Origin of the sequence: Bacillus sp. ok061 (assembly GCF_900108285.1) — a bacterium.
GTDB lineage: Bacteria > Bacillota > Bacilli > Bacillales > Bacillaceae_G > Bacillus_A > Bacillus_A thuringiensis_S.
Genome location: NZ_FNUW01000006.1, coordinates 1 through 12,283, shown reverse-complemented (window position 1 = coordinate 12,283; position 12,283 = coordinate 1). Strand labels below are relative to the sequence as shown.

The following is a 12,283-nucleotide window of genomic DNA, read 5'->3' as shown; positions in this document are numbered from 1 at the left end:
CTACTCCCTCTTTCTATGCCAAAAAGCCGAGTTCTTTCGAAATGCGATTCGCTGTCTCTTTCACCTTCGCGATAAAATATGAAATGTTACTTTCGCTGTACTCAATTGCTAATCCCGAAATACTAATGCCTGCTACAACCGTTCCATCGCTCGCAAAAATAGGCGCTGCTATAGCTGCTGTATGATTTTCTAACTCAGAATAACTAATTGTGTAGCCTTCCTTTTTTGCCATTTGCAACACTTCTAACAATTGGTTCTTATCCACGATTGTTCCATCTGCAAACTGTTTTAAATCCACTTCCTCTATGTATCTCCGTTTCTCTTCCTCAGAGAAATACGATAGTAAAATTCTCGGACATGCACCAGCATAAAGCGGCGCTCTTCTTCCAACCGCCGTATACACGCGTACCGGCTGAACACCTTCCATCTTTTCAACATAAATTGCGTCATTACCATCTTGAATTATTAAATTAACTGCCTGTCCTAAACTATCTCTAAGTTCTTTCATATAAGGAATTGCTATATTTCTTACTGATAATCGTTGTGAAACAAGTTGACCGAACCGTAAAAAAACGACTCCTAAACGATATTTCCCCTTCTCGTTTTTTTGTAAAAAATCCATCTCTTCCAACGAGCCAATTAAACGATAAACAGATGTTTTCGGCATATTTGTAAGCTGAACCATCTCTGTTAAACTGAGCTCTTCATGCTCATAAAACAATTCTAAAATATCCATTGTCTTAACTGCCGTTTTATTTATACTCATTCTCTCTCCCTTTCGTTCCGAATTTCAGAACTTAAATTCCATTTTTCGAAACAAATATATAATTTAAAATTATAAAATATTCTTTCAATTCATTCAATAGATTTTAAGCAAATAAAAAAGTATGGAAGAATATCTCTCCCATACTTCACTACACTTTATAACGCTCTTACTTGTTTCAACGGCCAGAAAACAGCTTGTCCTTTTCCGACAATCTCATCTTCTGAAATAAAGCCAAACATGCGACCATCCTTAGAAACTTCACGATTATCCCCTAAAACAAATACTTGGCCTTCTGGCACTTTCGTTTTCCCTGTGATTTGTTCTAACGTAAAGTCTGGAGTTAATACTCGGCCTACTGCTTTTTCTTTAAACTCTTTTAAATATGGTTCTTCCATCGCTTTTCCGTTTACATATAAAACATCATTTTTATACTCAACTGTATCACCTGGTAAACCAATTACTCGTTTTACTAAATCGTATCCTTCTTTGCCGTGGAAGACGATAATATCAAAGCGTTCTAATCCACTTATACTATAACCAATCTTATTTACGAGAACTCGTTCATTATTTTCTAAAGTGGGCATCATTGATTCACCTTGTACTAAAGAAGGTGTAAATAAAACGCCGCGAATAATAGCAATTAATACAAGGGTAAACCCTATCGTCTTAGCCCAAGAGAATAATTCTTTCTTCGTATTTTCCTTCATCGTTTCTCCTCTTTCTTAAGCACTTATTTTATTATTTCAACTAATTCTTGTACTAAATTAGAATCTATTTCAGAAAAACATGATTTTCCTTCTCTTACCGCTGTACCGACATGCGCTTGCGAAATTCCAGTTTCATCTAGCAATCGCTTTATACTTTCTTTCGTCACGCCAGCTCCAGCTACAAGCTGAATTTGACCATCACTTACTTTTTGCATTTCTGTAAGCACCGGAATATTTTCTACTATATTTCCTTGTCCACCTGAAGTTAAAACGTGAGTTACTTTATGAAACTTCTTTAAAGTTCTCATCGCTTCTACTGGATTTTCTATATCATCTATCGCACGGTGGTACGTTACATTTATTCCATCTACAACAGATAGTAAGTCCGCTAATTTCTCTTCATCCACTTCATTTTGTTCGTTTAATACGCCTAATACTACACCAGCTGCTCCTAACTTCTGCGCAACTATAATATCTTCTTTCATCATTTCAATTTCTTCTTCCGTATATGTAAAAGACTTCGCATGCGGACGAATCATAACATGAATTGGTATACTCACCGCTTCTACCGCTTTTTTTATAAAAGCATAACTTGGTGTTAAACCACCTTCTGTATAAGATGAAATTAATTCAATCCGCTTTCCGCCAGCACTTTCAATTCTTTTTACATCTTCTAAACATGTTGCAATAACCTCTAGCATGAGATGACCTCTTTTCGTGCTTTTTTCTTATTATAACATTAGTAAAAATAAGAAGCCTAGCTTTCTCCTTTAAAACTTAAAAAAGAAGAATGAAAAGAAAGATTTTTTATTGGCAACGATTATTGGTAACATCCTATTATTCATGTACACTCCTACCATAATGAAAAAGCCCGTCATTTTGACGGACTTTTCTAATTTCAAGCTTTTCTTTCCTCAGTTTTCATATCAATGCCTAATTGATCTTCCAATAACTTTACACCTTTCTTTGTAAGATGGACAGCTCGGTTCTTATCCGTTTTCGTAATCCATCCCTGTTCAAAAAGCAGCTTTGCAATTGCAGATCCTAACCAACCAGCAATATGGTAGCGTCGTTCACTCCAATCAAGACAAGGTTTTGCAAATACCCTCCTTTTTATATCTGCCTTATCAATATTTATTCCAAAATTCAGAAACCATTCCTTACCTTGTTCTGTTACAATGTATTCTCCATCCTCTAAAATTATAAATTTCCTATCAAGTAATTTTTCAGTTATCTCTACACCAAGTTTGCCTGCCAGATGATCATAACAAGTTCGAGCATAACGAATTTGTTTTAGTTGACCTGATTGTTTTAAAGAGCGAACTTGAACTGTTGGTGCGATTGTCCCTAACTTTTCAAGCACTTCTGCAACTTCTTGATTAGCAAGTCGATAGTAACGATGTCTACCATGTTGTTCAACTGTAAGTAGATTCCCCTCTACTAATTTAGAAAGATGGGAACTAATCGTTGGATGTGACACTTTTGCCTTATAAGCCAATTCGCTAGCAGGTAGTGCCTGATTATTCATTAGACAATCTAAGATAATTGCTCTTGTAGGTTCAGCAATTAGTTTAGCTATATATGAGATATTCGGATATACATTCATATTTCGATGATACCCTAACTATTAAACTGATACAATTATTTTAAGTTTAATAGTAAAGGAGAATGTATTATGAATGCAATTGATCTTAGTATATTAAATTTGAAAGAAACGAGAAGGCGCTCAGAAAAATTATGGAATTCTCTTCCCGATAATTTTCTTAATTGGAAGCCTGATCATGAAGCTATGTCCTTTGGTGAGATGATTCGTCATGTATGGAGCTCAACTTTTTACTATCATATGATTTTAAAAAACAACGGCTCAATAAATGATATACATTTCCCGTATGATGACGAGCCAATTACTTGTGTAAAAAAGGAAATTGAATTGGCACAATCGTACTTTACTGACTTTATAGAATATGTTCAATCCATAAGCATAGCTGAGCTAGATTTAACCCTTATTGATCGAAGCGATGTTGGCTATCAAAGATATTTAGGCGACATGCTATTACGAATTGCCTATCATGATGCGGTCCATGCTGGTCAATTTTTACAATATTTACGAATGATAAACTTAGAAAGACCATTAATTTGGGATTAAATACGAAAAATGTTTATACAGCCTCCAAACTGGCATTACAATAAGAATTTTTCAACAAGAAACAATCACAAAACCATGATAATCATTTATATTAAAAACCTACATCTCAACCAAGTGCTTCATACACATAAAAAGCACGGGTTTGATCACTAATCAAACCCGTGCTTTCAAAACAACTATATTATCCATAAACAATAAAATGTAAGCTTTAAAAACTACGACCGAAACGCCGCATCCGCCAGCATAGACAATGTTGCATCATCCATCGGCGGGTTGTGTAATCCTGCTCTGACGTTTAAATAGTAACGATGGAGCGGATTTTTTTCCGATAAACTTTTTGCTCCTACGATGCGCATCGATTTATCCACTATAGATATCGCCGCATTTGTTACAGCATATTTCACGGCTGCTAATTCTGCTTGCAATGATAGTTTATCTTCTGCTTCATCGTATTTTTTCGCAATTTGATATAAAAAGACACGAGCTTGCATAAGCTCAAGTTCTAATTCTCCAACTAATCTTCTAACATTCGGCAATAAACTAATAGAATGATTTAAACTATTTGGCTTGTATGATCCCGCAAATTGAACTGCATAATTTCTTGCTGATTGTGCAATTCCTAAATAACATGCTGGTATATGTAGCAACCAGCCAATACCCTTTTGTTTTACTTTCCCACCCTTTATATCTGTAAAAAAACGACTTTCTATCTCTACATTTTGTAAGACAAGGTCGTGACTAGCAGTCCCCCGCATCGCAACGCTATCCCACGTTTCTTCAATGGATACACCGAGCGTATTTCTTGGAATGACAAACTCACCAACTTCTTCACGGCCTTCAATACTCGCTGAAATAATAAAATAATCAAGTACTGGCGCCATCGTTGTAAAAGTTTTTCTTCCATTTATAATCCACTTCTCGCCTTGTTGAATCGCTATTGTTTCTGGCTTACCACCACGCGTCGGACTCCCTGTTTTTGGCTCTGTTGCTGCCCTGTTAAAGAGCGCACCATTGCGTACTTCTTCGCAAAACCATTTGAACATATCATCATCCCAAGAGCGATTTTCCGCTAGCTCTTTCAAAATACCAAGATGCCAGCCAATCGATAATGCAGTAGCTCCGCAGCCTTCCGCGATTTTTTCTTGAAATAAAACGAAGTCATATAAAGAAATCGCACTACCACCAAATTCCTTCGGTAACGTTAATTTCGTATATCCGATATCTTTCAAATTATTTATATTTTCATACGGAAATGATCCTAATTCACTTAGTTGATGCTCCCTTTCCATGAACTTCGGAATCAATTTATTTATTTTCTCAATAATTAAAGACTGTTCTTCTGTTTCAACAAATGAGAGTGCCATACTATAATCTCCTTTATCCCGCTATTTGCGGGCAGTAAAACTCTCACCTAAAAATTTAGGTGAAGCAAAGAAGTTAGGTGGAAGATCAACTGCCCGTAAACGCCCGATTGGTTCAACTAATAATCAGTGGGGTGGCCCCGCCACTGATTAAAGTTTCACTTTATGCTCGATTCATAAACCGTTCATTTTGTCATTATGATTATATGAAGCTACCTCTCTATTGTTTCACTATTCCGATAAAAATACAATGTTTTTGACTAATAAGAAAAGTTCCTATTTAACGATAGGTTCTTTTCTTATTAGTCTCCCTTCAATGCCTTTAACGGCAAAGAGGTTACATATCCAATATACGAGAATAATTCTTTAAAGAAGAATGGTATTTCTGTATCTAACGTTTTATATGCTGATGTCGGCGTTGGTGAAGCATATGCTTCAATATTAATATGTTTTGCGATTCTCATTGCGCGTTTCATATGAAGTGGATCACTTACAATCGTGTATGTGTGTATTCCGTTCTCTATTCCAACTTGCTTCGCATTCTTTAAATTTTCTTCAGTGAAAAGGGATTTTGTTTCAATTAAAATATCTTCCTCTTTTACACCTTGTTTCATTGCATATACTCTTGCAGTACGTGCTTCCTCAAGTTCTGCCTCGAACTTTGTACCACCTGTAAAAATAATCTTTTTAATATTTCCGTTCCTATATAAAGAAATCGCATGATTAATTCTTTCTTTAAATACAGGAGATGGTTTTCCGTTCCATGAAGCTGCGCCTAGTACGATACCAGCATCCGTTTTCACGTCATCATTTGCTTTAAAACGATAACTCCAAATATCGTAAGCTGCATAACTTACATATAAAATAGCAGAACAAATCATTAGTAAAAATACTTGAAAGATTCGTCTTTTCTTACTCTTCTTATTTTCTTTCATTTGTAATTGCCTCCGTACATCATCCATACTTCTATAAAAAACATTTATATCAAATCGTTTTGTTTGAGTTTATTTAAAAGAAGGAACTTTACTTGTTATTTATATATAAAAGGGTTTTCATTTAAAATTGAGGATTATCAATTCATTTTCATTTGCGGTTTTCATTACATTTTTTAAATTCATAAGTTTATTACCATACAACTACATTGTAACGAATTTTTTCTCAGAAGGGAACGATGAAACAAAAGGAATTAAAATAAAGTAGCATTTTGTAAGAAAAAAGGTATATTTTTCATACCTCACGAACAATATACCTTTCAAAACACGAATTATAACTTTTCTTTATATAACTCTAATTTTTCTAACAATTGTTCTTTTACGCCTGGCCATTCACTCGAGATAATACTGTACACCACCGCATCTCTCACATAACCATTCGGTAATTTTCTTTCATTTCTAAGCACACCCTCTTTTACTGCGCCTAACCTTTCAATTGCTCGTTGTGCTTTTTCATTTCTTGCATCCGTCTTAATTTGTACCCTAAGCATATGCAGTTTTTCAAAAGCGTACTGGAGAAGCATATACTTACACTCTGTATTTATACTCGTACGTTGCACACTCGGATGATACCACGTTTGCCCTAACTCAACTGTCTTATCTTCTACTGAAATATTATATAAACGTGTACTTCCTACAATCTTATTCGTCTGTTGATCTACGACTATGAAAGGTATTTGATTACCTCTTCCGTAACCCTTTATCGCTTTTTGAACGTATTGTTGCATATCTTGCACACTATCCATTTTAGAGATTAAATACGCCCAAATATCCCGATTTCCTTCTACAATCGAAAACAAAGTTTCGACATCAGTATTATCCATTAACCGCAACTTTGCTCTTTCGTGAATAATTTCCATTTGTAAGCCCCCTTTGTTGTTACTATAACATACCATCAATATCGTTTTATTAATATATAAAAATATTTTTGCATCGTAAACATGTAGTACATCTAAAAATAAAAAATGCGATGCCTTTATTCAAGCATAGCACTTATAATTTTGCACTACCTACGATTTTACGATAAATATTCATTTACACAAGTTAGTAAACGTCATATATTTAGAACTTACATTGTAGTTCAAAGCAACAAATAAGCAATCGGCGTAATGATAAGCAACGTTAAAATCGTTCTCTGCACATATAAAATAATAAGTTCAGATACTTTTAACGGAATATCTGTTGATAATATACAAGGAATGGAAGCGGAGAAAAACAGTATAGATGATACGGAAACAACTGCAATGACAAACTTTGTCACAAGTGGCGCACTTACAACTAATAATGAAGGTAAAAACATTTCTGCAATACCAACTGATGCGGCTTTAGCAGCTAAGTCTGCTTCTGGTAATTGTAATAGCCATGTAAATGGATAGAAAATATAACTGATCCAATCAAATATTGGCGTGAACTTCGCTAAGACGATACCAATTAATCCTACTGACATAATAGATGGTAAAATTCCCATCGTCATAATAAATCCATCTTTTAAATTCACTGCAATATTTTTCATAATGCTCGGTGCAGACTTTGATACTTCTAACGCATCTTCCCAAGCACGTTTTAGCATTTTCTCTTTATAAACAGGCTCTGGGAACCCTTCTTCTGTTACATATGTATCTGGTTTTCTACTAAGGGGTGGGATTCTTACGGTGATAGCAGTCACGATGAATGTTACAACAAGCGTAGTCCAAAAATAAACATTCCATAAATGCATAATATCTAATGTTTTTGCGATGATGATCATAAATGTAGCGGATACTGTAGAAAATCCTGTAGCGATAATAGCTGCTTCTTTTGTCGTATACTTTCCTTCTTTATACACGCGGTTCGTAATAAGGAGGGCCAGCGAATAACTTCCAACGAAGGACGCAACTGCATCGATTGCCGATCTCCCCGGCGTATTCCATAATGGCCTCATAATCGGACGACAAAATGTACCGATAAATTCAAGCAATCCATACCCGACTAATAACGCTAAAAACGCCGAGCCAATTGGAACGAGCAAACTTACTGATATGACTAGCTTCTCATACAAAAACGGCCCAACATCTGGCGCAAAGAACCAAGCTGGTCCTACTTTTAAACAATATAATATGCCAAAAACAACGCCAACTACTTTTAAAATAGAAAAACAAATGTCTACGATAGATGCATTCCATTTCTTCGTATAAAATGGATAAATCGCACCAATCGCCATAACAAATAATGCATAATAAGGTACTACGCCTGGAACCGAAGCCCTGATCCACGATACGATATGATCAATCATAATAGACGATGCACCGTTTATCGTAACAGGAACGAAAAACATAAACACCCCAACGAGACTAGCAAGTATAAACCGAAGAATAATCCCCTTCTCTCGCCCTGTCTTAATTACATTACTCTTTAATTCAATTTCACTCAAAATTCAACACCTCCCATTATCTAAATATTCTGTATAATCACATTGTATTCCTTCTTTCCATTTCTACTATTTAATCATATGAAAAACCTATTTTAAAATAGGCTTTTCTATTACCCTTTATAATCATCCACAATCACTTGAATGACACGATAAGATTCTTCTGCCACCTTCTCATTACTATCCCTATTCGCGTCATATGTAATTAACGCCTTCCAGAGTGCCCATCCTCTCGCTCTATTCCACGTTTCTTCATCCATGCGTAATACTTCTTTAAATACATTTCTACTATTTTCATCAAAAAACGTCCAAGCCATCGCTGCATCACAAGCAGGATCTCCTACGCCTAAAATACCAAAATCAATTACAGCACAAAGTTTTCCATCTTTAACGAGTAAATTCCCCGCTGCTACATCTCCATGAACCCAAACTGGCTTACGGTCCCATGTTGAACTAAGTGCTACATCCCAAAGATGCTTTAATAATGCCTCGTCAAAGACATCCTTATTATTTTCAATAGCAACTCTCGCCTCTTCATCATATACCGATATAAGTCCGCCCCGGTAAAAATTATGTGCCCCAGCTATCGGTCCGTTACTCGCATCAATAGATTGTAATTCTACTAAAAATGATCCTAAGTCCGCCACAAATTCATTTAAGTCACGAATATTTTGTTTCGTAACAGTATCTCCTTCTATCCACTTATTAATAGACCAAGGCCATGGATAATCTTCAAATGGATTTCCTTTCGCAACTGGTGTAGAAACCGGTAAAGAAAGCTCCTTACTTAATAGTGGTAACCACTTATTTTCTTTCTCTACTTGCGGTGCATATGCCGCGTCACTTGGCAATCTTACACTCATCTCATCCCCTAGATGAAACGTTCTATTATCATGCCCACTAAACTTTACTGGTTTCACTTCTAAATGGGCCCATTCGGGAAACTGTTTCTGTATTAACTTTTCAACTAAACTTACGTTAATTTGATTCATTCACATTCTCCTTTTTTTTTGAAACTTACTAAGTCCATCTGTACTCCCAACATATTCAAAACCATTTTTCTTATAAAAATCATTCAACGTATGATTATGTCCCACACAATCTAGCTTCAAATACTCTTTGTCATGTTGTACATTCTCTTCTACCCACCATAAAATCCATTCTCCTATTCTATTCCCCTTATACTTCCGTTTCACAGCAAATCTATGAATATATAATGAATTAGAAACTTCCTCTTTACCAAAAATATGTTCATCCCATTCATTTTGTTTAGGAGAAGTTGTAACCGTACCAACTATTTCATCTTCTTTCATAACAACATATGTATAATTCTCTCTTATACATTCTAGTATTTCAGCCGTAGCTTCCTCTCCTAAAAGATACTGCCACTGATCCACTTCTTTATATTGTAGCCATTGTGCTACTTCTTTTAATAGAGTTTTAATACTATCACTCTCATTTTCGGTAGCAATTCGAATTGTATATTCTTTACTTAGATTTCTCTCCATATTGCTGTTCCCCTTTCACATTACTACCATACTGACATACGAGTCCTTCCATCATTTTCATCTGTAATATATTCTACATACAATCCTTGATTCCGTGCGTTTTCATACATCATTTCAATCTCTTCTTGGTTTTTCACATAAATTTGTATGTAATCACCATCCGCTACTAATACGACTACTTCACACTTACTCTCCTTAAATTCTTCATATGTTTCAATTTCTCCTAGTACTTCCCCTTTTGGATATGCTTTTAAGTCTACAAATAAAAGATAATATATGTTGTCTTTTATTAGCTTTTTTAAAGCTGAACCTGCCATGATCTCGTTATCTTCTGAAAATAATTCTGGACCTAATTCATTCCCAACTATTATATAAGCTTCCTCCCTTCCCATGGCTTGCCAATCAAATGCAGTAATATCAATTGGCTTTAACACTTTCCAAAGTAAATTATCATATCCATCTAGAATATCTACTGTAATCCCTCTTTTCATATGTCTGCTCCTAGCTTATTTATTTTTGTTCCATACATTATATATCAAATTTAATTACTATATTTTGTCGATACCTATGTACATCATAAAAAACCGCTCCACTACTAGCGAAACGGTTTCCTTCTACTTACATTTACATATCTTATTCAATCGTTGCACTGCGTTTTAAAATAACTTCTAATATATTCACCACATCAGTCATTCTTAATGCTCACTTCGACTTCACAAAATAATATAAAAACCATACCGCATGATTTTGTTCATCCGCAGCTATTCTCCGTAACAAATCTTTCAGATGTGCATCCGATGTCTCATCTGAAATTTCCAAATAAAAATCTACTGTCTTTTGCTCATCCTGTATAGCGAACTCTAATCCTTGTAAGTAGGTATTCGGACAGTCTTCGGTAATCTGTGGTTTCGGCTGCCTGCCAGTTAAATTCGTATAAATTTGTACAAAGTGATGAAAATGTTTTATTTCATCATTACGAATTTCAAGAATTTGTTTTTTCTCTGCTTGACTTGGAGCCATATTCGCTAATTTTGCATAGCAGCTTATAGCGCTATACTCTCCATTTATAGCTTTCTCAATATCACTTATCAACTTATCATTCTGCCTATACCAATCATAATAATTCGAATTATACATTGTATCCCCTCCATACTTTCGCATAACATTTTATGCATTTTGAAATAGTAGGAGCATGTGTATATAACGGGACAGCTTTAGATTGAAAGTAAAGTTTGAGAAAATGGTCTATTTTGCAAAAGAATTGCTTATGCATAAAATAATACTGTTGCTATAAACTCTCGCGGGAGTTGGAAAATAAATTCGCGAATCAACGAGAGGTTCAACATGATGCGGTGCGAAGCTATTATGAGTTCAGTAACATAACTAGGAGGTTCCACTATGCCATCTTTATTTAAAACTATGAAGTTCCAGCTAAAAACCGAACGACTTGACCTGAGTATGTGGGAGGAATCCGATTCAGTTTGGATGAGAAAATTAATTGGCGAACGTGGTGTGGACATGCCGACCCTCGACTCCGTTCGTAGCCGGCTTATTGAGATGCGCAAGAAGGCAGACGAAAATGGCATTTCCCTTCTCACTATTCGAAGGAGAGACGAAGGCGATTTCATTGGATACTGTGGCTTAATTATCGGTCGTTCCACACTTGAAGAGCCGGAGATTGCATACGAGTTGTTCCGCAGCGCTCATGGTAAAGGTTATGCAACTGAGGCGGCATCTGTTGTACTGGACGCGGCGATTGCTACTGAGCGCCAAAGACTTTGGTCGACTGTAGGCGCTTGGAATATCGCTTCCCTCCGGGTACTTGAAAAGATAGGATTTAAGCGTCATCACAGTACGTGGGATGACGAACGTGGTGAGATTGTCTGGAACGTACGCGATCTTTAGAGATCCCGACTTAATTCTAAACATAACACTTTTCAACAATTAGGTGTTTGCATTGAGGAAAAACCACAAAAATTAACAAACTTTATTCTTAGACTACAACAACAAATACTCATTCTTTAGCTTATAGATTTCATCAAAAAAGCCGTTTCACTAATTTGAAGTGCACCCCAATTGTTAGACACAGCCTAACAATTGGAGGTGCATTTTTTATGGCTAAATTTTCTTCAAAAGAAAAAATCCAAGCGGTGAAACGATATTTAGATGGTACAGAAAGTGGAAAAACAATTGCTAAATCTATAGGAGTTAACCCTAGCGTACTTCGTGAGTGGATTAGACGATATGAGTCTTCAGGTGAAAAGGCCTTTGAAAAGTGCTATACATTCTACCCAGCCCAGTATAAACTAGATGTACTTTATTATATGAATGAACACGGGACATCTATCAGAGAAACAGCGGCACTTTTCAATATACCGTCTTATGAAACACTTCGG

15 protein-coding genes are annotated in these 12,283 nt (G+C 35.7%); 3 read left to right on the top strand and 12 right to left on the bottom strand.

The annotated features are described in order from the left end of the window. Positions 1-13 precede the first annotated feature (13 nt). The 4 genes from C4S65_RS10105 to C4S65_RS10090 form a co-directional block, all read right to left on the bottom strand. Positions 14-766 carry an IclR family transcriptional regulator gene (locus C4S65_RS10105; protein WP_000026352.1) on the bottom strand — a complete coding sequence of 251 codons (753 nt, stop codon included), beginning with the start codon at positions 764-766 and terminating at the stop codon, positions 14-16. Between the two features lie 155 nt (positions 767-921). Next, the gene (gene lepB / locus C4S65_RS10100) at positions 922-1,473 is read right to left on the bottom strand and encodes a signal peptidase I (RefSeq protein WP_000662495.1); all 552 of its coding nucleotides are present in this window, start codon (positions 1,471-1,473) and stop codon (positions 922-924) included. Positions 1,474-1,496: 23 nt separating this feature from the next. Beyond that, entirely contained in the window at positions 1,497-2,174 is a 678-nt protein-coding gene (locus C4S65_RS10095) for a copper homeostasis protein CutC (protein WP_000895106.1), read from the bottom strand. A gap of 197 nt (positions 2,175-2,371) precedes the next feature. After that, positions 2,372-3,079 carry a helix-turn-helix transcriptional regulator gene (locus C4S65_RS10090; RefSeq protein ID WP_061667776.1) on the bottom strand — a complete coding sequence of 236 codons (708 nt, stop codon included), beginning with the start codon at positions 3,077-3,079 and terminating at the stop codon, positions 2,372-2,374. A gap of 69 nt (positions 3,080-3,148) precedes the next feature. Here C4S65_RS10090 and C4S65_RS10085 point away from each other — a divergent pair, with 69 nt between their 5' ends. Next, complete coding sequence (locus C4S65_RS10085; protein WP_061667777.1) at positions 3,149-3,619, top strand: DinB family protein; 471 nt, start codon at positions 3,149-3,151, stop codon at positions 3,617-3,619. Positions 3,620-3,834: 215 nt separating this feature from the next. Here the strand turns inward: C4S65_RS10085 and C4S65_RS10080 are convergent, their stop codons facing one another. From C4S65_RS10080 to C4S65_RS10045, 8 genes are all read right to left on the bottom strand, one after another. Next, the gene (locus C4S65_RS10080) at positions 3,835-4,983 is read right to left on the bottom strand and encodes an acyl-CoA dehydrogenase family protein (RefSeq protein WP_061667778.1); all 1,149 of its coding nucleotides are present in this window, start codon (positions 4,981-4,983) and stop codon (positions 3,835-3,837) included. A gap of 299 nt (positions 4,984-5,282) precedes the next feature. After that, entirely contained in the window at positions 5,283-5,915 is a 633-nt protein-coding gene (locus tag C4S65_RS10075) for a YdcF family protein (protein ID WP_000662217.1), read from the bottom strand. A gap of 329 nt (positions 5,916-6,244) precedes the next feature. Next, complete coding sequence (locus C4S65_RS10070) at positions 6,245-6,832, bottom strand: GNAT family protein (protein ID WP_000402582.1); 588 nt, start codon at positions 6,830-6,832, stop codon at positions 6,245-6,247. 221 nt (positions 6,833-7,053) lie between these two features. Next, complete coding sequence (locus C4S65_RS10065) at positions 7,054-8,382, bottom strand: YjiH family protein (RefSeq protein WP_001289421.1); 1,329 nt, start codon at positions 8,380-8,382, stop codon at positions 7,054-7,056. Positions 8,383-8,492: 110 nt separating this feature from the next. After that, complete coding sequence (locus C4S65_RS10060; protein WP_098013483.1) at positions 8,493-9,371, bottom strand: aminoglycoside phosphotransferase family protein; 879 nt, start codon at positions 9,369-9,371, stop codon at positions 8,493-8,495. Then, positions 9,372-9,887 (bottom strand): GNAT family N-acetyltransferase, encoded by a 516-nt coding sequence (locus tag C4S65_RS10055; RefSeq protein WP_086407372.1) that lies wholly within the window; start codon positions 9,885-9,887, stop codon positions 9,372-9,374. 23 nt (positions 9,888-9,910) lie between these two features. Beyond that, the gene (locus C4S65_RS10050; RefSeq protein ID WP_000820194.1) at positions 9,911-10,378 is read right to left on the bottom strand and encodes a DUF2691 family protein; all 468 of its coding nucleotides are present in this window, start codon (positions 10,376-10,378) and stop codon (positions 9,911-9,913) included. 211 nt (positions 10,379-10,589) lie between these two features. Then, positions 10,590-11,024: a ferritin-like domain-containing protein gene (locus C4S65_RS10045; protein ID WP_000282836.1), complete on the bottom strand. Its 435-nt coding sequence runs from the start codon at positions 11,022-11,024 to the stop codon at positions 10,590-10,592. 261 nt (positions 11,025-11,285) lie between these two features. Here C4S65_RS10045 and C4S65_RS10040 point away from each other — a divergent pair, with 261 nt between their 5' ends. Together C4S65_RS10040 and C4S65_RS10035 are read left to right on the top strand one after the other, a co-directional pair. Beyond that, positions 11,286-11,792 carry a GNAT family N-acetyltransferase gene (locus tag C4S65_RS10040; RefSeq protein ID WP_001139534.1) on the top strand — a complete coding sequence of 169 codons (507 nt, stop codon included), beginning with the start codon at positions 11,286-11,288 and terminating at the stop codon, positions 11,790-11,792. A gap of 209 nt (positions 11,793-12,001) precedes the next feature. Next, positions 12,002-12,283 (top strand): helix-turn-helix domain-containing protein (locus C4S65_RS10035; RefSeq protein ID WP_142391528.1); only part of this gene is annotated, 282 nt, incomplete at its 3' end.